The 21,031-nt window shown below is 69.4% G+C and carries 20 protein-coding genes; 14 read left to right on the top strand and 6 right to left on the bottom strand.

The features are described from left to right. Positions 1 to 20: 20 nt before the first annotated feature. From QQZ11_RS11745 to aroB, 8 genes are all read left to right on the top strand, one after another. Positions 21 to 1,382, top strand: a complete 1,362-nt coding sequence (locus QQZ11_RS11745; RefSeq protein ID WP_284550542.1) for a replication-associated recombination protein A — start codon at positions 21 to 23, stop codon at positions 1,380 to 1,382. Between the two features lie 88 nt (positions 1,383 to 1,470). Continuing rightward, positions 1,471 to 4,143 carry an alanine--tRNA ligase gene (alaS, locus tag QQZ11_RS11740; protein WP_026377991.1) on the top strand — a complete coding sequence of 891 codons (2,673 nt, stop codon included), beginning with the start codon at positions 1,471 to 1,473 and terminating at the stop codon, positions 4,141 to 4,143. 40 nt (positions 4,144 to 4,183) lie between these two features. Beyond that, on the top strand, positions 4,184 to 4,621 hold the full coding sequence (ruvX, locus tag QQZ11_RS11735; RefSeq protein WP_284550767.1) for a Holliday junction resolvase RuvX: 438 nt from the start codon (positions 4,184 to 4,186) through the stop codon (positions 4,619 to 4,621). Between the two features lie 34 nt (positions 4,622 to 4,655). Continuing rightward, positions 4,656 to 5,768, top strand: coding sequence for an endolytic transglycosylase MltG (mltG, locus tag QQZ11_RS11730; protein ID WP_342395086.1), 1,113 nt, complete (start codon positions 4,656 to 4,658; stop codon positions 5,766 to 5,768). Continuing rightward, the gene (locus tag QQZ11_RS11725) at positions 5,741 to 6,583 is read left to right on the top strand and encodes a shikimate dehydrogenase family protein (protein WP_284550540.1); all 843 of its coding nucleotides are present in this window, start codon (positions 5,741 to 5,743) and stop codon (positions 6,581 to 6,583) included. The genes mltG and QQZ11_RS11725 overlap by 28 nt, the downstream gene beginning before the upstream one ends. A gap of 13 nt (positions 6,584 to 6,596) precedes the next feature. Further along, positions 6,597 to 7,784, top strand: coding sequence for a chorismate synthase (gene aroC / locus QQZ11_RS11720; RefSeq protein WP_284550539.1), 1,188 nt, complete (start codon positions 6,597 to 6,599; stop codon positions 7,782 to 7,784). Next, on the top strand, positions 7,781 to 8,296 hold the full coding sequence (locus QQZ11_RS11715) for a shikimate kinase (protein ID WP_284550538.1): 516 nt from the start codon (positions 7,781 to 7,783) through the stop codon (positions 8,294 to 8,296). Before aroC ends, QQZ11_RS11715 begins: the two co-directional genes overlap by 4 nt. Beyond that, on the top strand, positions 8,293 to 9,402 hold the full coding sequence (aroB, locus tag QQZ11_RS11710) for a 3-dehydroquinate synthase (RefSeq protein ID WP_284550537.1): 1,110 nt from the start codon (positions 8,293 to 8,295) through the stop codon (positions 9,400 to 9,402). The genes QQZ11_RS11715 and aroB overlap by 4 nt, the downstream gene beginning before the upstream one ends. Here the strand turns inward: aroB and QQZ11_RS11705 are convergent. Genes QQZ11_RS11705 through QQZ11_RS11690 form a run of 4 tightly spaced genes read right to left on the bottom strand, consistent with a single transcriptional unit; the run spans position 9,386 to position 13,130 of the window. Continuing rightward, entirely contained in the window at positions 9,386 to 10,054 is a 669-nt protein-coding gene (locus QQZ11_RS11705; protein WP_284550536.1) for a pentapeptide repeat-containing protein, read from the bottom strand. The two genes, aroB and QQZ11_RS11705, sit on opposite strands and share 17 nt — an antisense overlap. A gap of 4 nt (positions 10,055 to 10,058) precedes the next feature. Next, positions 10,059 to 10,937 (bottom strand): amidohydrolase family protein, encoded by an 879-nt coding sequence (locus tag QQZ11_RS11700; RefSeq protein WP_284550535.1) that lies wholly within the window; start codon positions 10,935 to 10,937, stop codon positions 10,059 to 10,061. Continuing rightward, positions 10,934 to 11,860 carry an aldo/keto reductase gene (locus tag QQZ11_RS11695; protein WP_026377988.1) on the bottom strand — a complete coding sequence of 309 codons (927 nt, stop codon included), beginning with the start codon at positions 11,858 to 11,860 and terminating at the stop codon, positions 10,934 to 10,936. Before QQZ11_RS11695 ends, QQZ11_RS11700 begins: the two co-directional genes overlap by 4 nt. Then, positions 11,853 to 13,130 (bottom strand): enolase C-terminal domain-like protein, encoded by a 1,278-nt coding sequence (locus QQZ11_RS11690; RefSeq protein ID WP_284550534.1) that lies wholly within the window; start codon positions 13,128 to 13,130, stop codon positions 11,853 to 11,855. Before QQZ11_RS11690 ends, QQZ11_RS11695 begins: the two co-directional genes overlap by 8 nt. A gap of 72 nt (positions 13,131 to 13,202) precedes the next feature. Between QQZ11_RS11690 and QQZ11_RS11685 the strand changes: the two genes are divergently transcribed. The 5 genes from QQZ11_RS11685 (at position 13,203) to QQZ11_RS11665 (ending at position 16,861) form a co-directional block, all read left to right on the top strand. Further along, positions 13,203 to 13,958 (top strand): SDR family NAD(P)-dependent oxidoreductase, encoded by a 756-nt coding sequence (locus tag QQZ11_RS11685; protein ID WP_284550533.1) that lies wholly within the window; start codon positions 13,203 to 13,205, stop codon positions 13,956 to 13,958. Between the two features lies 1 nt (position 13,959). Then, the gene (locus QQZ11_RS11680; RefSeq protein WP_284550532.1) at positions 13,960 to 14,661 is read left to right on the top strand and encodes a FadR/GntR family transcriptional regulator; all 702 of its coding nucleotides are present in this window, start codon (positions 13,960 to 13,962) and stop codon (positions 14,659 to 14,661) included. A gap of 84 nt (positions 14,662 to 14,745) precedes the next feature. Further along, complete coding sequence (gene efp, locus QQZ11_RS11675) at positions 14,746 to 15,282, top strand: elongation factor P (RefSeq protein ID WP_040438193.1); 537 nt, start codon at positions 14,746 to 14,748, stop codon at positions 15,280 to 15,282. Further along, on the top strand, positions 15,279 to 15,791 hold the full coding sequence (gene nusB, locus QQZ11_RS11670) for a transcription antitermination factor NusB (protein WP_284550531.1): 513 nt from the start codon (positions 15,279 to 15,281) through the stop codon (positions 15,789 to 15,791). Before efp ends, nusB begins: the two co-directional genes overlap by 4 nt. Then, positions 15,788 to 16,861, top strand: a complete 1,074-nt coding sequence (locus tag QQZ11_RS11665) for an ADP-ribosylglycohydrolase family protein (RefSeq protein WP_284550530.1) — start codon at positions 15,788 to 15,790, stop codon at positions 16,859 to 16,861. The genes nusB and QQZ11_RS11665 overlap by 4 nt, the downstream gene beginning before the upstream one ends. A 3-nt stretch (positions 16,862 to 16,864) precedes the next feature. Here QQZ11_RS11665 and QQZ11_RS11660 read toward each other — a convergent pair whose 3' ends face one another. After that, a complete protein-coding gene (locus QQZ11_RS11660; RefSeq protein ID WP_284550529.1) occupies positions 16,865 to 18,337 on the bottom strand; it encodes a hypothetical protein in 1,473 nt (490 codons plus the stop codon). A 143-nt stretch (positions 18,338 to 18,480) separates the two neighbouring features. Between QQZ11_RS11660 and QQZ11_RS11655 the strand changes: the two genes are divergently transcribed. Continuing rightward, positions 18,481 to 19,314 carry a class I SAM-dependent methyltransferase gene (locus QQZ11_RS11655; protein ID WP_284550528.1) on the top strand — a complete coding sequence of 278 codons (834 nt, stop codon included), beginning with the start codon at positions 18,481 to 18,483 and terminating at the stop codon, positions 19,312 to 19,314. Here QQZ11_RS11655 and QQZ11_RS11650 read toward each other — a convergent pair. Beyond that, on the bottom strand, positions 19,284 to 21,023 hold the full coding sequence (locus QQZ11_RS11650) for a heparinase II/III domain-containing protein (protein ID WP_284550527.1): 1,740 nt from the start codon (positions 21,021 to 21,023) through the stop codon (positions 19,284 to 19,286). The genes QQZ11_RS11655 and QQZ11_RS11650 overlap by 31 nt on opposite strands. Positions 21,024 to 21,031: the final 8 nt, after the last annotated feature.

Here is a 21,031-nt window from a genome sequence, read left to right as displayed (position 1 = left end):
CCCGCGACTGACACTGAGCCATGACTGACCTGTTCGGCAACCCCGACCCCGGCACCGCACCGACAGCCGGTGGATCGTTGGGCGGCGCCCGGCAGGGCGGTCAGCCGTTGGCGGTGAGGCTTCGTCCGCGCAGCATCGACGAGATCGTCGGCCAGCAGCACCTGCTCGGCCCCGGTTCACCGCTGCGTCGGCTGGCCGACGGCAGCCAGGCGATGTCTGTCTTCCTCTGGGGACCGCCCGGGGTGGGCAAGACCACCATCGCCTCGGTGGTCTCGCACTCCACGAACCGCAGGTTCGTCGAGATCTCTGCCGTGACGGCCGGGGTGAAGCAGGTGCGCGAGGAACTCGACACCGCCTCGCGTGAGCTGGCTCGCGGACGCGGAACCGTGCTGTTCATCGACGAGGTCCACCGGTTCTCCAAGGCCCAGCAGGACGTACTCCTGCCCGCGGTCGAGAACCGGCTCGTGACGCTGATCGCGGCCACCACCGAGAACCCGAGCTTCTCGGTGATCTCTCCGCTGCTGTCACGTTCGCTGCTGCTCACCCTGAAGCCGCTGACCGACGACGACATCGGCACCCTGGTCGACCGGGGGCTCACCGACGAGCGCGGTGTCCGTAGCGCCTCGGGTGAACCGTTCACGCTCGATCCGGAGGCGAGGGCCACCATCGTCCGGCTGGCCCAGGGTGACGCCCGGCGGTCGCTGACCTATCTCGAGGAGGCCGCGGCGGGAGCCGAGGCGCTGGGGGAGACCCGGATCACTCCCGAGATCGTGGCCAAGGCCGTCGACCGCGCCACGGTTCGCTACGACAAGGACGGCGACCAGCACTACGACGTGATCAGCGCCTTCATCAAGAGTGTGCGAGGCTCCGACGTCGACGCGTCGCTGCACTACCTGGCCCGCATGCTCGAGGCGGGGGAGGACCCCCGCTTCATCGCCCGCCGACTCATGATCCTGGCCTCGGAGGACATCGGCATGGCGGCACCGTCGGTGTTGCAGACGGCGGTCGCCGCCGCTCAGACGGTCCAGTTGATCGGTATGCCGGAGGCGCAACTCACCCTCGCCCACGCCACCATCGCCGCCGCCGTGGCCCCCAAGTCGAACGCGGTCACCACCGCCATCGCAGCCGCCCGCGCCGACGTGCAGGCGGGGAAGGTGGGTCTGGTCCCCGCCCACCTGCGTGACTCCCACTACGCGGGGGCGAAGACCTACGGCCACGGTCAGGGCTACGTGTACCCGCACGACCTCGACCCCGGGGTGGCCCGGCAGCAGTACCTGCCCGACGAACTCGAGGGCACCCACTACTACCAGCCGACCGACCACGGCAACGAGGCAGCGATCGGCAGCCAACTCGAGGCCATCCGGCGGCTCCTCGGTCACTGAGCAGTTGCCGGTAGGCTTGGCTCGCCCCGCGGGCGCTGACACCGGCCGCACCACGACCGCAGGAAACAAGACAACCCGAGGATCACCGATGAAGACCGCAGAAGTTGGCCGCCGCTACGTCGAGTTCTTCCGACGACGCGGCCACGCCGTCGTCCCCAGCGTCTCGCTGGTGCACAACGACCCCAATCTGCTGTTCGTGGTCGCCGGCATGGTGCCGATGGTGCCCTACTTCACCGGCGAGGTGCCGGCGCCGTGGAGCCGGGCCGTCTCGGTCCAGAAGTGCATCCGCACCCTCGACATCGACGAGGTCGGCAAGACCACCCGTCACGGCACCTTCTTCCAGATGCTGGGCAACTTCTCCTTCGGCGACTACTTCAAGGCCGAGGTGATCCCGTGGACCTGGGAGTTCCTCACCGGGTCCGTCGAGGACGGCAACCTCGGTTTCGACCCCGACCGCATCTCCGTCTCGGTGCTCGGCCCGGGCTTCCACCCCGCCTATCCCGAGGGGGACGTCGAGGCACTCGAGATCTGGCGCTCCATCGGCATGCCCGACGAACGCATCTGGCGGCGTGACCTCAAGGAGAACTACTGGCACATGGGGGTTCCCGGGCCCGGTGGACCCGACTCCGAGGTCTTCTTCGACCGCGGCCCCGAGTTCGGCCCCGACGGGGGTCCGGACGTCAACGACGAGCGGTACCTCGAGATCTGGAACAACGTCTTCCAGCAGGAGGAACTGTCGGCGGTCCGCGCCAAGGACGACTTCGACGTCGCCCGGCCACTGCCCACCAAGAACATCGACACGGGTGCCGGGCTGGAACGGATGGCGACCCTGCTGCAGGGCAAGCACAACCTCTACGAGATCGACCAGGTCTCGCCGGTGATCGAGCGCGCCGCCGAGCTCTCGGGCAAGGTCTACGGCGCCGATCCCGAGGACGACGTGCGCCTGCGGGTGATCGCCGACCACGTGCGGTCAGGGCTGATGTTGATGAGTGACGGTGTCCGCCCCGGGAACGAGGCCCGTGGCTACGTGTTGCGCCGCCTGTTGCGCCGATCCGTGCGGTCGATGCGTCTGCTCGGCTACCAGGGCACCTCGCTGGTCGACCTGCTCGACGTGTCCCGGCAGGCGATGAGCGAGTCCTACCCCGAGGTGGAACAGGCCTGGCAGCAGACCGCGGCCGCGGCCGAGGCCGAGGAGGCGACCTTCTCGCGCACCCTGACCAGTGGCACCCAGTTGTTCGAGACCGCGGCCAACCAGGTGCGCGCCGACCAGGGCACCACGCTGTCGGGCGAGAAGGCCTTCCAGTTGCACGACACCTACGGGTTCCCGATCGACCTCACCCTCGAGATGGCTGCCGAGCAGGGGCTCGACGTCGACCGCGGTGCGTTCACCCGGTTGATGACCGAACAGCGCAACCGCGCCAAGGCCGATGCCAGGGCCAAGAAGACCGGCGGTGTCTCCGTCGACGTCTACCGCGGCCTCCGCGAACACGGTGAGACCCCGTTCCTGGGCTACACCGACCTCGTCGTGCCCACCCGCGTGCGCGGCATCATCAGCGACGGCAGCGTCGTCGACCACGCCGCCGCCGGTTCCGTCGTCGAGGTGGTGCTCGCCGAGACCCCCTTCTACGCCGAGTCAGGCGGTCAGGACGCCGACGCCGGGGTGATCAAGGCGGGCGGTTTCGACCTCGAGGTGCTCGACGTCCAACGCCCCGTCCCGGGGCTCGTCGTGCACAAGGTCGCCGTGAACGGGGACCTCGCCGTGGGTGACCAGGTGGAGGCCGCCGTCGACGGTGTCAATCGCCTCGGGGCCTGCCAGGCCCACACCGCCACCCACGTGCTGCACGCCGCGCTGCGCGAACTGGTCGGCTCCGGAGCCACCCAGGCCGGCTCCTACAACAAGCCGGGCTACCTGCGCTTCGACTACTCGGCCCAGGCGGGACTCTCCGACGCGCTGCGCGCCGAGATCGAGGAACGCTGCAACGTCGCGATCAAGGACAACCTGACGATCACCGACACGCAGATGCCGCTGGAGCAGGCCAAGTCGATGGGGGCCATGGCGATGTTCGGGGAGAAGTACCCCGCCATCGTCCGCATGGTCGAGATGGGTGGACCCTGGTCGCGTGAGCTCTGCGGTGGCACGCACGTGCAGACCTCGTCGCAGATCGGGCTGATGGCATTGCTGGGCGAGCAGTCCATCGGGTCGGGCGCCCGTCGTGTCGAGGCGTTGGTCTCGACCGATGCCTTCTCCCACCTGGCGGCCGAGCGTGCCCTCGTGCACGGACTGACCGACGTGCTCAAGGTGCAGCCCGAGCAACTGACCGATCGGGTGCAGAAGCTCGTCGCCGACCTCAAGCAGGCCGAGAAGCAGATCGCCGAACTGCGGGCCGCCCAGTTGCAGGCACAGGCCGGGCAGATGCTCGACCAGGTACGCACCGTCGGCCGCTACCACCTGCTCGCCCTCGAGGTGCCCGGTGTCGGCGGCAACGACCTGCGCGGTCTGGTCACCGACCTGCGAGGCCGGCTGTCCGAGCAGGCCGCTGTCGTGGCCGCCGTGGGTGGTACCAGCGACAAGCCCGCACTGGTGGTGGCGACCACCCAGGCGGCCCGTGAGCTGGGCGCCAAGGCCGGACAACTGGTGTCGGTCGGCACCGTCCCGCTCAGCGGGCGCGGTGGCGGCAAGGACGATCTGGCCCAGGGCGGCGGCACCAACGGCGCCGGCGCCGCCGACGCACTGGCGGCCATCGCCCAAGCACTGGTCTGACCGCGTGCCCACCGACGTGCCCGACGACCTGCCCCCCGTGCTGGACGCCCTCGGCGACCAGCGGGGTGTCCGGTTGTGCTTCGACTGGGGCAAGGCCCGGGTGGGAGTCGCCTACAGCGACCGGGACGGTCTGATGGCCCACCCCGTCGAGACCATCCCGGCACGCGACCAGCCGTTCCGGCGGGTCGCGGTGCTGGTCGCCGAGTACGAACCCGTCGAGGTGGTGCTGGGCTGGCCGCGGAACCTCGCCGGGCAGGAGGGCCCCGCTGTGGAGTACATGCGCGGGGTGCTGGCCGAACTGCGGACGACCGTGGCGCCGGTGCCCGTGGTGCTGGTCGATGAGCGGATGAGCACGGCGGAGGCGTCACGTAGACTCATGCAGGCTGGCAAGAACGCTCGTCAGCGGCGCGGGATCATCGATCAGGCTGCCGCAGTGGGCATCCTTGAGCAGGCGTTGGAGACCCGGCGCCGGGTCTGACCGGCCGACTTGGAAGGGGCACTGCGTGAGCGGTCTGTTCGTCGACAACGAGGGCAAGTACAACTGGAAGAAGGTGCTCTACCACACGCGTAGTGCCTTCGCCGTGCTGCTCTCGCTCGCGGTGCTCGTCGGGGGTGGCTGGGCCACCTACCACTACGCGAACAAGGCCTACATCGCCTACCGGACCACCGACGACTACCTGGGTTCGGCGGGTGTCCAGGACGTGATGGTGACCGTGCCCCGCGGTGCCGGGATGAACCAGATCGGGTTCATCCTGCTCGACGCCGGCGTGATCAAGTCGATGAAGCCGTGGCGCAAGGTGACCGCCGCCGAGGCGGGCTCGAAGGACATCCAGGCCGGACGCTACAAACTGCGCACCCAGATCTCGGCCGAGGCTGCCTTCAACTACCTGGCCGATCCCAAGAACATCGAGCGCACCCGCGTCACCCTGCCCGAGGGCCTGCGGCTCACCGAACAGTGGCCGATCATCGAGAAGGCCACCAAGATCAAACCAGCCGACATGAAGGCAGCGGAGCAGAACACCAAGGCGCTGGGCGCCCCCGCGTGGGTTCCGGCCAAGAACGCCGAGGGGATCATGTTCCCCGAGACCTACGAGGTCGACGACAGCCCCACCGCCGCCGAACTGGGCAGCGCACAGGTCAGGCAGTTCAACACCGTGATCACCGACCTGAACTTCGCCGACCGGGCCAAGGCGATCGGGGTCACCCCCTACAACGCGCTGATCGTGGCCAGCATCGCCGAGAAGGAGGTGCGCGGCGAGAAGGACCTCGGCCTGGTGGCCGGCATCTTCTACAACCGACTCAAGGCCGGCATGCCGCTGCAGTCGGACGCCACGGTCGTCTACGCCAACAACATCAAGGGACGACTGACCACCACCAACAAGGAGCGGGCGGTCAAGTCCCCGTACAACACCTATGTCAACAAGGGTCTGCCGCCCGGCCCGGTGAGCAACCCGGGCAAGTTGGCGCTGACGGCCGCCGTCAACCCGACCAAGACCGACTTCCTGTACTTCGTGGTGGTCAATCCCGACACCGGTGAGACGGCCTTCGCCAAGACGCTGGCCGACCACAACAAGAACGTCAAGAAGTTCCAGGCTTGGTGCCAGAGCAACCCGGGCAAGTGCTGACCCGGTGTGCGGTGATCGGGCACCCGGTCTCCCACTCCCTCTCCCCGGCCATCCACCGCGCGGCCTATGCGGCGCTCGGCCTCGACTGGGACTACTCCGCCGTCGACGTGCCCCCGGGTGGGGTGGCCGCCTTCGTCGACTCGTTGGACGACTCCTGGCGCGGCCTGAGCGTCACCGCCCCCCACAAGGATGACTTGGTCAGCCTCGGCGAGCCGGACGAGACGGTGCTGCTCACCGGTGCGGCCAACACCTGGGTGCGGGACCCGCGCGCGGTGGGCGGTGCGATCGTCCGCAACACCGACGTGCCCGGGTACGGGGTGGCGTTCGGCGCCGCCGGCGTGACCGGATTCGCCACCGCGACCATCGTCGGGAACGGGGCCACGGCCCGGTCGGCCCTGGTCGGGCTCGCCCAGTTGGGCGTGCGCGAGGCGGTCGTGGTGGCCCGTGAACCGGCCCGTGCCGCTGGTCTGGTGGCTCTGGGGGAGCGGCTGGGGGTGGGTGTCTCGCCGATCCGGCTGGGGGGAGCGGTGCCCTCGTCCGACGTGATCGTCTCGACCGTTCCCGCCGCGGGTGCCACCCCCCATGCCGATCGCCTCGCCGCCTCGGCGTCTGTGGTCTTCGACTCGGTCTACGACCCGTGGCCCACCCCGTTGGCGACGGCCGCGGCACGGCTCGGTTCGGTCGTGCTCAACGGACTCGACCTGCTCGCCGGCCAGGCCGTCGAGCAGATCCGGTGGCACACGGGACGTGAGGTCGGCTTCGACCTGCTGCGAGCCGCCGCGCAAGACGCAGCGACGGCGCGAATCCAAACCTGAGAGACTGATCGGCATGTTGCGTTACCTGACTGCGGGGGAATCCCACGGCCAAGCCCTGGTCGCCACCATGGAGGGCATCCCGGCCCACGTGCGGGTCTCGACCGAGGAGATCGGACGAGACCTGTCCCGCCGCCGGCTGGGAGTCGGCCGGGGCGCACGCATGAAGTTCGAGGCCGACGCACTCACCCTCCTCGGGGGATTCCGCCACGGCGAGACCCTGGGTTCGCCGATCGCGCTCACCATCGGCAACACCGAGTGGCCCAAGTGGGAAGAGGCGATGAGCCCCGGCGCGGTCCCCGCCGAGGTGCTCGCGGAGCAGGCCCGCAACGCGCCCCTGACCCGGCCCCGTCCCGGTCACGCCGACCTGGCCGGCATGCAGAAGTACGACTTCGACGAGGCCCGCCCCATCCTGGAGCGTGCCTCGGCCCGCGAGACGGCGGCCCGGGTTGCCCTGGGCGCCATCGCCAAGGCCTTCCTGCAGCAGGCGCTGGGCATCACCGTGCTCTCCCACGTCGTCGAACTGGGCCCCGTGCAGGCGGCCAAGGGGCTGTTCCCCACGCTGAGCGATCTCGAGGCCATCGACGCCGATCCGGTGCGCTGCTTCGACCCCGAGGCCTCTGCGGCCATGCTCGAGGAGGTGGAGGCCTGTCACCGGGAGGGCGACACCCTCGGTGGCGTGGTCGAGGTGCTGGCCTGGGGCCTGCCCCCGGGCCTGGGTTCCCACTCCCAGGGCGATCGCAAGCTGGACGCCAAACTGGCCTACGCCCTGATGGGCATCCAGGCCATCAAGGGTGTGGAACTGGGTGACGGGTTCGGACTGGCCCGCGTGCGCGGATCCCTCGCCCACGACGAGATCGAACCGGGTGCTGACGGCATCCACCGGCTCAGCCAGCACTCGGGCGGTACCGAGGGCGGCATGAGCACCGGTGAACTGCTGCGGGTGCGAGCGGCCATGAAGCCCATCGCGACCGTGCCCCGCGCGCTGCGGACCCTCGACGTGTCGACCGGTGAGCCGGCCAAGGCCCACCACCAGCGTTCCGACGTCTGCGCGGTACCGGCTGCGGGGGTGGTGGCCGAGGCCATGGTCGCCCTGGTGCTGGCCGAGGTGGCGCTCGAGAAGTTCGGCGGCGACTCGGTCGCCGAGACCCGACGCAACGCCGAGGCCTACCTGGCCGACGTGCGGGCACGGGGGCTCGGGTGACCATCGTCTTCGTCGGCCCACCGGCCTCGGGCAAGACCACCCTCGGACGTGCTCTGGCCGCGCGACTGGGGTTGGAGTTCGTCGACGTCGACCAGGTGATCGAGGACCGGGCCGCCAAGACCATCGCCGAGATCTTCGTGGACGAGGGGGAGGCCCACTTCCGCGGACTGGAGCGGGACACCACGCTCGAGCTCCTGGGACCGCCCGACGAGCCCGCCAAGCGGGTGCTGTCGTTGGGTGGAGGGGCCGTGATGGACGACCAGATCCGCGACGCCCTGGCCGGTCACGACGTCATCTGGCTGCAGGTGTCGGTGACCCACGCCACCCGGCGGGTGGGCATGAACGTGATGCGACCGCTGGTGCTGGGTGACGTTCGGGCCAATCTGGAGCGATTGCAGGCCGAGCGCGAACCCCTCTACCGGGAGGTCGCCCGCCATGAGATCGACACCACCGACCGTCGGCCCGAGGCACTGGTCGACGCGATCCTCGAGCTGCTGGGCGGGTCCCGGTGACCCGGAGCCTCGAGGTCAATGCCGAGCGGCCCTACCGGGTCGAGATCGGCCCTGGTGTCTCGGCTCGTCTGGCCGAACTCGTCGGATCGGCGGCTCGGGTGGCCATCGTCCACCCCGAATCACTGACGACACGTGCCGCAACGCTGACCCGTGACCTGGAAGCCGGCGGGAGGCGCGTCCTGCCGCTGCTGGTCCCCACCGGCGAACAGGCCAAGTTCGCCGATGTCCTGGTCTCGTGCTGGGAACAGCTGGCCGAGGCCGGGTTCACCCGCAGCGATGTCGTGGTCGGTCTGGGTGGGGGAGCGACAACCGATCTGGCAGGTTTCGTCGCCGCCAGTTGGCTGCGTGGGGTGGGCTACGTCGCCATGCCCACCTCGGTGCTCGGGATGGTGGACGCCGCCGTCGGCGGGAAGACCGGTATCAATCTGCCCGCCGGCAAGAACCTGGTCGGTGCCTTCTGGGAGCCGCTCGGGGTGATCTGCGACCTCGACACCCTGGTCGACCTGCCGCCGGCCGAGGTGGTCAACGGGCTCGCCGAGGTGATCAAGTGCGGGTTCATCGCCGACCCCGGCATCCTCGACCTGGTCGAGGCCGATCCCCGCGAAGCGCTCGACCCCACCTCGGAGGTGCTGGCCGAGCTGATCACCCGCGGGATCGCGGTGAAGGCGCGCACCGTGTCGTCCGACCTGCGTGAGCAGACCTCCGTCGGTGCCAGCGTCGGGCGGGAGGCGCTCAACTACGGCCACACCCTGGGACATGCCATCGAGAAGGCCGAACACTTCGGCTGGCGACATGGCGAGGCGATCAGTGTGGGCATGGTCTTCGCTGCCGAACTGTCGGCCCGCACCCTCGGGTTGGACGAATCCACCCTCGCCCGACACCGGGCAGTGCTGGCCTCGGTGGGGCTGCCGATCGGCTACACCGGTGCCGACTGGGCGGAGCTCCGGGCTGCCATGAGCCTGGACAAGAAGACCCGAGGCTCGGCCCTGCGCTTCGTCGGCCTGCCCGAGGTCGGTCGGGTGCAGATCATCGACGCCCCCGACGAGGCCCTGCTGGCAGAGTGCTTCGGCCACCTGCTGACGAGCGGGGTCAATCCTCGGGATTGAGCAGGATTCCCAGCTCGGCGGCCAATTGGTGGCTCAACTCGACGATGTCGAGCGGGTCGATGGCCATGCCTCGTAGACCAGAGATCGTCTTCGCACCGGCGAGTTGACTGGCGCGGATGCGACCCCTGGTGGTGCGCAGACCATGGAACTGCACCTCGGAGAGGTCGCAGCCCTCGAAGCTGACATCGGTCAGTTGCGCGGACGAGAGGTCGGCACCCCGAAGTCGGCAGTCGACGAGACGCACCCGGGAGAGCTTGGCGAAGCGGAGGTTCGCCAGGTCGAGCAGACACCCGGTGAACAGTGCGTCCTGCACCACGGCCTGGGACAGGTCGAACCCGGTCATGCGGCAGTCGGTGAAGACGACGCGTCGCAACCCCGCCTCGGTGAGTCGGGCGTTGGCGAGGTCGGCGTTGGCCACCGTCAGGTCGTACCAGCTTGGTTTGAACCACTCGGAGTTGGCGGCGGTGCCACCGTCCACCGTGCTCGTACCCCACTCGACGAATTCGCAGGCGTGCCATTCGAGGGCCAGTGCCTGCACGGCCAGGCCTTCGACGAGGGAGTCGTCGGCCAAGTCGGAGCCGGAGAGTTCGGCCCGCCCGGTGAGGTTGTCGTGGCGAGGGGGGAAGGGTGCCCGAGGCGCGGTGGAGGCCATGGCTTCAGCCGAGCCGGTAGACCCGGCAGGCGGTTGCGTGCCACAGGTCGTCCTGCTGGGCGGACGAGAGCGTGCCGGCCCAGCCCCTGATCGCCTCCAGGTGGGGTGCGTATCCGCCGTCGAAGCGGGTGGTCATCGGCCAGTCGCTGCCGTACATCAGCCGGTTCGAGCCGAACAGTTCCAAGGCAGTGTCGAGCACCGGGGTGAGGTCATCGGTGGTGAGCGGGGCACGGGTGCCCGGGCTGGCGCCGGCAGCCTGCAGGCCCGACACCTTGGCCACCACATTGGGCAGGGCCGCGGCCGTGGCGAGTAATTCCTGCCACGACGCCATCGCGTGGTTGGTGTCGGCCACCGACCGCGGCGGCTTGGCGAGGTGGTCGACCACCACCGTCAGCGCGGGCAGGTCGCTGGCCAGACGGGTGAGCTGGTCGAGGTGCCGGGGCCAGGCATCGGGCACGTCCAAGGGGAGACCCGCCGCGGCCACCAGCGACAACGACGCGCGGACCTGGTCGTGGTCGAGGAACTCGGCGTCGGGGTCGTCGTGCACCAGATGGCGCACGCCCACCAGGGGGCGGTGGGCGAGTCGGGCCAGTTCCTCCGCAGTGGCGGCCGGGTCGAGCAGGGGCAGCCAGCCGACCACCCCCACGATCCACGGGTGCTGGTCGGCCCACTCGAGCAACAGGTCGGTCTCCGCCGTGGAGTCCTCCGCCTGCACCAGCACCACCTGGTCGACACCGGCCGCGTCGAGCACGGTGCGTGCCTCGTCCGGCAGGTGGTCGCGGTGCAGGTCAGCCCAGTCGGGGGTGAGCCAGGGGTAGGCGTGTGGGTCGGTCGTCCGACGTCCGAGGTCCCACAGGTGCAGGTGACTGTCGACGACCCTCATGCCCCGACGGCCCGCCAGAACTCGTCGGGGATGGGCGCACGGAGTTGGTCGAGGTTCCGCGCGATGTGGTCGACGCTGGCACCACCGACGACGAGTCGGACGACCGCAGGGTGGCGCAGTGGGAACTGCAGCGCCGCGGCCGCCAACTCCACCCCGTACTCCCGGCAGGCAGCTTCGAGTGCCTGCACCCGGTCCTTCTTCTCGGCAGTGATCGGCACGTAGTCGAACAGGTCGTCACCACGCAGACCGGTCGCCAGCACCCCGCCGTTGAGCACGGCCGCAGCCGCCACCGCGATGCCCTGGGCGAGGGCCCGGTCGAGGATGCGGGTGCCATCGGTGGCCAGCGTGTGGGCGCCGGCGACCATCAGTTCGTCCCAGCCTCCGCGATCGGCCGCCTCGTACAGCGCCGTGGCGTCCATCGACGCGAACCCGATGGCCCCGACCAACCCCTCGTCCTTGAGGGCGAGCAGTCCCTCCTGGGCCGTGGTCAGGCCGGCCTCCAGGTCGTAGCGCTCGGCATCGTGCACGTAGGCGACGTCGACCCGCTCGAGCCCGAGCCGGTCGAGGGACGACAGCAGGCTGGCGCGCACGCCCGCTGCGCTGAAGTCGGGTTGGCGTCGGTGGTCGGCAGGCACCAGGAAGTCCTCGTCGTCCAGCCTGCCGCCGGCCTCCTGGCGCACCAGTAGGCGGCCCACCTTGGTCGTGACCAGCACCTGGTCGCGGGGCACCTCGGTGAGCAGGTCGGCCAGGAATCGCCCGAGCCTGCGCTCGGACAGGCCCAGGCCGTAGTGGGGGGCCGTGTCGAAGCCGCGCAGTCCCAGCCGCCAGGCGCCGGTGAGCACCTCGGCGGCCTGGTCGTCGGTGAAGGAACGCAGGTGGTTGCCGATGGTCGAGCAGCCCAGCGCCAGCATCGGTTCAGACATGGCGATACCTCTCGATCGAGGTGGCCAGCATCTCGGCGCCGGCCCCGGGGGCGGTGGGGGCGTGATAGCGGCCGCCGGCGACGACGACCGGGGTGACGAAGTGTTCGTGCAGGTGGTCCACGTACTCGATCATGCGCCCCTGCATGGTTCCCGAGAGCGCGACGAAGTCGAACATGGCCAGGTGCTGCACGGCCTCGCACAGCCCGACCCCGCCGGCGTGGGGGCAGACGGGCACCCCGAATTCGGCGGCCAACAACAGCATGGCGATGTTCTCGTTGACGCCCGCAACCCGACTGGCGTCGATCTGCAACACGTCGAGGGCCTCGGCCTGCAGGAACTGCTTGGCCAGCACCCGGTTCATCATGTGCTCGCCCGTGGCCACCGGGGTGGGGGAGACCCCGCGGCGGATGGCCGCATGACCCAACACGTCGTCGGGACTGGTGGGTTCCTCGATCCAGGCGATCTCGGTGACCTCGGCCAATCGGTTCACCCAGGCGATGGCCTCAGCCACGTCCCAGTGCTGGTTGGCGTCGATGGCGATCGGGATGTCGGGCCCCACGGCCTCGCGGGCCAGCCGCAGTCGGCGCAGGTCGTCGTCCAGCGAGGCCCCCACCTTGAGCTTGATCTGGCAGAACCCGTCGGCGACCGCCTCCCGGGCCAGCCGGACGAGCTTCTCGTCCGAGTAGCCCAGCCATCCCGGGGTGGTGGTGTAGGCGGGGTAGCCGGAGGCGAGCAGTTCGGCCTCGCGTGCGGCCCGGCCGGGTTCGGCTTCGCGCAACAGTTCCAGCGCTCGCTCAGGGGTGAGCGCATCGGTGAGGTAACGGAAGTCGACGAGGTCGACGAGTTCCTCGGGGCTCATCCGTGCCAGCACCTGCCACAGGGGCAGTCGGGCGCGCTTGGCCTTGAGGTCCCACAGGGCGTTGATGACGGCCCCGAGGGCCATGTGCATCACGCCCTTCTCGGGGCCGAGCCAGCGCAGTTGGGAGTCCCCGTTGAGTTCTCGCCAGACCCCGCCGAGGTCGTCGAGCAGGCTGACGTCGCGGCCGATCAGGTGCTGGGCGACCAGTGCGTTCGCGGCTGCCTGCACGTCATTGCCTCGTCCGATGGTGAACACGAAACCGTGGCCCGAACCACCGTCGGAGGTGTCGAGACGTAGATAGGCTGCGGAGTAGTCCGGATCGGGGTTCATGGCATCGGAGCCGTCCAGGAATTGCGAGGTCGGGAACCGCACGTCCTCCGCATGACATCCGATGATTGTTGCCGCGCCCACGCTTGTCTCCCTTGACCGATTGCCTGCTGGCCACGCTAGACATCGGATGTCTTCACCGTCAAGATGGTGCCCATGACGGAATTCGACGGACTGGTGGCCATCGTCACCGGAGGCGCCAGCGGCATCGGGCTGGCGGTCGTGGAGCAATTGCTGGCCAAGGGCGCGCGGGTGGCAGCCTTCGACGTCAGCTCGGTAGGGCTACCCGAGGGGGTGCTCGCCGTGCGTGCCGACGTCACCGATGACGCCTCGGTCGTCGCGGGCGTGGATCAGGTCGTGTCGCAGTTCGGTGGTGTCGACATCGTCGTCAACAACGCCGGTATCGGCTCGCAGGGCGATGTGGCGGCCAATGACGACGCCGAGTGGGCGCGCGGGTTCGACGTCAACGTGATCGGGATGGCGCGGGTGACCCGGGCGGCGTTGCCGCACCTGCGGGCCAGCCGTCATGCCGCCGTGGTCAACACCGGCTCCATCGCCGGAGACGCCGGCCTGCCGCAGCGCGCGGTGTACAGCGCCACCAAGGGTGCCGTGCACGCGCTCACCCGGGCGATGGCGGCCGACCACGTGCGGGAGGGCATCCGGGTCAACGCCGTCGCCCCGGGCACGGCCGACACGCCCTGGGTGAAGCGCCTGCTCGCCAAGGCGGACGACCCCGCCGCCGAGCGGGCCGCGCTGGAGGCCAGGCAGCCGCACGGACGCCTGGTCAGTGCCGACGAGGTCGCCCATGCCATCGTCCATCTGGCGAGCCCGCTGTCGGGTTCGACGACGGGCACCGTGTTCGCGGTCGACGGAGGCATGGCCGCGCTGAGGTTGCGCCCGGTGCAGGACTGAGGTGGCCGTCACCGACGATGCCATCGAGGCGATCAAGCAGATGATCGCCGCTGGCTCGCTCAGGCCCGGCGACCGCCTGCCGAGGGAGGCCGACCTGGCCGCCACGCTGGGGCTGTCGCGTAGTTCCCTGCGGGAGGCGGTCAAGGCCTTGGCGCTGATCAGGGTGCTCGACGTCAGGCAGGGCGACGGCACCTACGTGGCCAGTCTCAGCCCGTCCTCGCTGGTCGACGTGATGGGGTTCGTCGCCGAGTTGGCCCAGGACGCCACCGTGCTGCAGTACATGCAGCTGAGGCGGCTGCTCGAGCCCGAGGTGACGGCGCTGGCCGCCCAGACGATGACCGCGGACGAGGCCCGTGCCCTCGGAGACCTGTTGGACGAGCTGCCGTCTGATCCCGACATCGAGTCACTGGTTGCCAACGACGCCGCCTTCCACTCCCGGATCGCCGAGGCTGCGGACAATCCGTTGATCAGTTCGCTGTTGCACGCCGTCTCGGGACGAACCCAACGCGCCCGGGTCTGGAGGGGGCTGACCCAGTCGGGGGCGGTGCACCGGACGATCGACGAGCACCGCGCGATCCAGCAGGCGATCGCCCGGGGTGACAGTCAGGCGGCCAGGGCATGGGCCACCGTGCACATCTGCGGGGTGGAGGACTGGCTGCGGGCCTCGCTGGTCGATTCTGCCGCGGAGGGTGCGCGCGGCTAGAATCTTCCGCGGTGCGGGCCCTGGTGCCCGCTGACAACTTCGAAAGGCGATGACGTGGCTTCAACCAACGATCTGAAGAACGGCATGGTGCTCGACCTCGATGGTCAGCTCTGGCAGGTGCTGTGGTTCCAGCACCACAAGCCGGGCAAGGGCAACACCGTCGTCCGCACCAAGCTGAAGCACGTGCTGTCGGGCAAGGTCGTCGACAAGACCTTCAACTCCGACACCAAGGTCGACACCGCGACGGTCGATCGTCGCGACATGCAGTACCTGTACCACGATGGCGACGCGTTCGTCTTCATGGACACCACCACCTATGACCAGGTGGCCATTCCCGACGCGACCGTCGGCGAGGCCAGCGACTACATGCTCGAGAACCAGATGGCCACCGTGGCACTGCACGAGGGCAACCCCCTCTACATCGACCTGCCCGCCTCGGTCGAGCTCGAGATCACCTACACCGAGCCCGGCCTGCAGGGCGATCGTTCGACCGGTGGCACCAAGCCCGCCACCCTCGAGACCGGCAAGCAGATCCAGGTGCCGCTGTTCATCACCACCGGCGAGAAGGTCAAGGTGGACACCCGTGACGGTTCCTACCTGGGCCGCATCACCGACAAGTGACCGGTACCGGGGGCCGTCCGCACTTCTCGGCGCGGACGAAGGCGCGCAAAGCCGCCCTTGACGTGCTGTTCGAGGCCGACCTGCGTGGCGAGCCGGCGCTGGCCATCCTGCACGACCACGTGCTGCTGGCCGACCCGCCGTTGCGGGAGTACACGGCCGAACTCGTCGAGGGCGTGATGGCGAACCTCCGTTCCATCGACGCGCGGCTCAGTCAGGCGCTGGACGAGGGATGGTCGCTGCCGCGCATGCCGCGGGTCGACCGTGCACTGGCCCGGATCGCCGTCTATGAGATCGACCACGGCGGCATCGACCACCGGGTCGCCATCGCGGAGGCCCTCGTGCTGGCCGGCGAGTTGTCGACCGACGAGTCACCCAGCTTTCTCAACGGGGTGCTGTCGGGTGTCGTCCGGGCACCCATGATGGACGAGGACCAGGTCGCCCAGGTGCATGCCGAAGTGGTGGCCGAGGCCGAGCACACCGGCGAACCCACGACCGACGAGTTGGAATGACCCCCAGCCGCTCCGACCTGGAGACCTACCGATCACGCGTTCGGGGTTCCCTGCTCGGAGGGGCCATCGGGGACGCCCTGGGTGGGCCGGTGGAGTTCTGGAAGACCGAGAAGATCCTCGCCAGATGCGGCGAGGGTGGAGTGCGGGAGTACGTCCCGTGGCGGGTCGACGGACGAGACGGCCACGGCTGGGTCACCGACGACACGCAGATGACGTTGTTCGCGGTCGAGGGCATGATCCGGTGGCTCGACACCCAGGACATGGCCGGCCCCGACGGGGAGTCTGATGGCTGGCTGGCCCAAGAGGGGTGGCTGTACTCACGGCGCGCACCCGGGAACACCTGCCTGACGGCCCTGCGATCGGCCCGGGCCGGTGCTCGTCGACCCAGGCAGTTCGGTGCCGCGGCCGACAACGACTCCAAGGGGTGCGGGGGAGTGATGCGCAGCGCCCCGTTGGGGTTGCTGCCGCCGTGGGGGTGGGCGGGGCTCGACTTCTGCTACTCCGGGGCCGCCGAGGCTGCCGGTCACACCCACGGCCATCCCACGGGTCAGATCGCATCCGGCGCCTTGGCGGTGCTGGTGGGCGCCATCGTCCGCGGTCAGGGTCTGCGTGAGGCGACCCGGACCATGATCGAGGTTCTGCGGGAGCGCGACAGCAACGGCGAGACGCTGCGAGCGGTGCAGGCGGCGATCGATCTGGGCGAGTCCGTCGGGGGAGTGGCTTCGACGACCACGATGGAGTCGCTGGGGGGCGGCTGGATCGCCGAGGAGGCGTTGGCCATGGCGCTGCACGCAGCGCTGGTGTTCCCGGAGCCCGACCAGATGCTCGCCCTGGCCTACGCGGTGACCCACTCGGGGGACAGCGATTCGACCGGCGCCATCTGCGGCAACATCCTGGGCGCCCTGCACGGGGAGACGGCGTTGCCACCCTCGCTCGTCTTCGAGGTCGAGGGCCGGGGGACGATCCTCGAACTGGCCGACGACTTCGTCCTCGAGTTCACGGGTGGGGAGCACCTGCACGGGGACTGGGGTCCGCACACCCGGTGGACGGACCGCTATCCGGGCTGGTGAGGCTCAGGCGACGTCGGGCAGTGCGATGAAGTCCTCGTGGTCGAGCACCACAGTGCAGGACGGCGTCACCAGATAGCGATGGTTCCGTGGTGAGGTCCACAGGAAGCATCCCGGAATGGGTTGATCCAGCTTCCAGCCACCGCGGGTCTTCGCGCGATGGGCTCGTCGATCGAGCGGTCCGAGATTGTTGGTTGCCGTTTGACCCGGGGGACCATTCCTCGCGAACGACAACGTGTGGTCGACGTCGCAGGATTCGCTCTGCTTCTTGCTGAAGGGAAAGACCGAAAGCGGATTCCTGACCTGAATCGCTTCGCGCAAATGGGTTGGCACTTCGTAGCTGTCGGAGGGCCGCAGGGAGTCGACCGTGAGAACCGGACGAAGAGCGATCCGGGTGTGACCGACGAGATCGGCCAACCACGACACGAGTTGGGGCCCCAGCGCCTCGACCCTGACGAGGGCATCGGGCTCGATGTCGGCGTCGCGCAGGGTGGCATCGGACAGATGCACCCGGATCTCAGCCTTGGGGAGCAGCCGGTCGGGGTGGACCGTGATGGTGCCGCACGTGTGTCCGCGCTGCCCCAGCGCTGGGCAATCAAGGTCGAGCCCGCCCTCGTCGACCAGGGCGGGCAGTTCGTCCAGGAGCGAGGCCTGGATCAGTTGCAGGGCTCGGGCAGGTGTACCCAGGACGCCGAGGGCCTTGGCCCGCCGCACCTCGAGGGTGTCGCTGTCGCCGGCCCGCTTGAAGATCTCTGCCAGCCGGTCCACCTGGGCGTCGAGGCCGATGGCGTCGGCGGCATCGAGCGTGGCCATGAGGCCAGTGGTGTGACCGTTCTCTGACGAGGTGAACTCGACGCGCCGCCTGGCCCGGTCTCGATCACGCTCATCGTTGGCCTCGTCCGACCGCAGTTGGCGGACCAGCGCACGGGCGTGGGCCTCGAGCCGGGTCGGGCTCATTCCAGCAGCGCGGGGCGAGAGCTCTGAGTCGAGCCAGGCTGCTTGTTCGGCGTCAAGCCCCCGGACGAGATCGGCCAGTGTGCGGGCCTGCCACACCTCGAGACGATCCGCCTTGAGCAACGCCCAGATGCCCGGCAGGCGGTACTTCGCCGCAAGGGCGTCGCGCATCAGGGCCCACGCGGCGTCGGGAGTGAGGCGCAGGCGAGGACCCAGTTCGAGGGAGGCGAACTCCGCGACCAGAGGGGTTCCGTCGCCGGCCATGCGCGACAGTCGTTCTCCGTGCATCACGGGCGCCATGCCCGAGGCGGCGCGGGCGCCCTCGCGGATCATGGCCTCGCGGCCGGACAGTTCGGCGTACTCGGCGGCCAACTGGAACTCAGCGAGAGTGGCACGACGGCGAAGGGCGCGCATCTTCGTGATCTCCTCGAGAGCATCGGAGGCACTGGACGAGAAGACGGCATCGGGGCGCGAGACATCGGGCAGCTGGTGCCACCAGTCGCGGGTCGACGTCGATTCGTACATGTGTATCATTCTACGTCACCCGACTGACAATTCCAGAGTGCTGCAGAGCATTTCTCCGGGATTCCGAGGAGTACCCACAAACGTCTTCAGCACTGTGCGTCAGGGACCCGTGACAAGCCTTCCGCCCGGTGCCACCATGACTCATGACCTCCGAACACGTGGCCGCCGTCGCGAAGGTCTTCGACAGCCTTGCCGGGGACTACGACCGCATGGGCTTCGACTTCTTCGTCCCGCTGGCGCAGGGGCTGGTCGACGCTCTCGACCCACGACCCGGAGAAGTCTGTGCCGATCTCGGCTGTGGGCCGGGCACCGCCTCGGTGCTGCTCGCCCGCCGCGTCGTCCCCGACGGGAAGGTGGTCGGTCTCGACGTCAGCGCCGCCATGATCGATCGCGCCAGATCCGAGTGCGGCGCCGGTGAGGCCAGCCACGACACGCTCACCTTCGTGCAGGGCGATGCCCAGCAACCCGACCTTCCTGAGCGCAGTCACGACCTCGTCGCCTCGGCCCTCGTCCTGTTCTTCCTGCCCGACCCGCAAGCCGCTCTCTCCCACTGGGTGCGACTGTTGAAACCCGGCGGACGACTAGGCGTCTCCACCTTCGGCCCGGCCGGCGAAGGATGGAACGCCTTGAGCGCCCTGCTCCACCGGTGGATGCCGGCTGCCGACCCGAAAGCTGCCGAGGTGTCGTCCCTGTTCGGGAGCGACGAGCAACTCGAGCGAGCACTCCAACACGCCGGCGCCACCACGGTCTCGACCAGCCACCGACGTATCTCGCTGCCCTTCGACGGAGTGCCCGCCTGGGAACGGTTCAGTCGGTCCGTCGGGCAACGGGCGGCCTGGATGCGGCTCAGCCGTGACGACCTCAGCGAGGTTCGGTCAGCGGCGGAGCAGGTGTTGGCCCAGCACGGCCCCGACGCCTACTGGCAGGACGTCCGCTACACCATCGGTCACCGACCACCTGCATCCACCGACAACTGACAGGTCCACACCAGCGAACCGTCGATGTCGGCTGTCACTTGGGCGATCCACAGGGTCCGTGGTGCCCCGTGGTGCGATCGCGTGTCGAGCCGACGCACCTCCACCCGTCCGGTCGACAGCGCCGCGGTCAGCGTCCCTTGGGACGCCTGCCAGCGCAACCCACGCGCCAGCACCTCCGGTTCGAACTCACTGATCAAATGCCATTCGACGGTGCTCCCGTCCGCCACGACGGTGTCGGTCGAGGTGACGCTGGCCCCGGCATGCGCCCACTCCACCCGCCGCTCGACCCGCCCCTGATTTCGGAGCCCATCGGGCAGGGCACTGGAGAGGTCGAGTGAGATCCAACCCCGTTCGAGCCCCAGTTCGTGGCCCGTGACGACGGCTCGTGCCTCGGTGCCAAGTCGTTGTTGTCGTCCGTCGACCAGCGGGGCGTTGTGGGCGAAGCTCGAGGGTTCGAAGAAGCCGTAGCGGGTCTCGTCCGCGAAATATTCGCGGGTGTAGACCCCCGACCCCGGGTCGAGCAGCACCTGTTCTGACCCCACCCACACGCTCAGCTGCCCGAGATCGCGCTGGTTGTGGGACTCCCCGTTGTCGCCGGCCTTCACCGCCAACGCCCGGTCGTCGTTCGAGACCACCAGCCACCCGGTGTCGTCCAACAGGTCGACGTGCGGACGACCCGGCGTCTCGGGCGGCAGCCACACCGGTGCCCGAGATATCGACAGCCAACGCGCGCAGGGGTCCTGTCCGATCACCTCGACCGGAACCGTGGGCAGTTCGATGCCGCGGCCGTGCCACCAGCCGACAGCGCTCGAGGCGACCGGGTCGTCGGTGGTGTCCGAGAAGGTGATGCCCGCGCCACCGGGCAACGAGACCTTGGCCGGGAACTCCGCAGCGGCCCGGGCCCTCGGATCGTCCCCCAGTCTCACGGCACCCGAGGTGAGCCGCTCCGCCAGGTCGGCGAACCCGATGAAGTGCACCATGCCGTACGACCAGTAGCCCAGCCCTTCGGCGCAGCCACCGTCGGAGCCGAAGCCCGACAGATACCAGTCCAGCGCCGACAGCACGCGGGCGAGGATGCGTACCAGTCGCTCGCGGTCATGCTCCAGCAGCAGCAGCGCCGCCGATCCGACCGCACCCGCGCAGACCGCCGACCAGTTGTTCTCGGCCGTCTCCCACCAGAACGAGGTGTCCGGGTCGACCAACGGGTCGAGCACCCGCCTGCCGACCTGCTCGGTCACCAGGTCGTGCACCCGCGGGTCGAGTTCGCCCGACAGCAGGGTCACCAGCTCGGCGAGGGTGTTGGCGGTCTCCGCAGCGAACAGGTCCACCTGTCGCTGCCCACCTGGTTCCCAGCCGCCGTGGGCCGGCAATGCCCAACTCGGCTCCTCGCAGACGGCCGCGATCCGATCGGGCAGCGCCTGCAGGGCGTCGCGGCGTCCGGCCAACGATGACAGCCCGATCGCCGCCAACCGGCGACGACGGGCGAAGTAGGCGTCCTCGTAGGGGAGCCGTGCACCCGTGTCGAGGTACTCCCAGACGGCCGTCCGCGGCAGGGTCGGTTCGGGAGTGGCCAGCGCCTCGTCGGTGGCCTTGGCCAGGGTTCGCCAGAAGTCGTCGAGCCGGGGCTCATCGCGCACCGGCTCCCAAACGAGGGTGACCTCGTCGGGCAGTGCGGCCACCAGATCGTCGGCGGTGAAGGTCCACGTCATGGGTCCAG

It is taken from the genome of Aestuariimicrobium sp. T2.26MG-19.2B, from assembly GCF_950101875.1.
GTDB classification, from domain to species: Bacteria; Actinomycetota; Actinomycetes; order Propionibacteriales; family Propionibacteriaceae; genus Aestuariimicrobium; species Aestuariimicrobium kwangyangense.
This window is presented reverse-complemented; position numbering and strand designations above follow the sequence as displayed.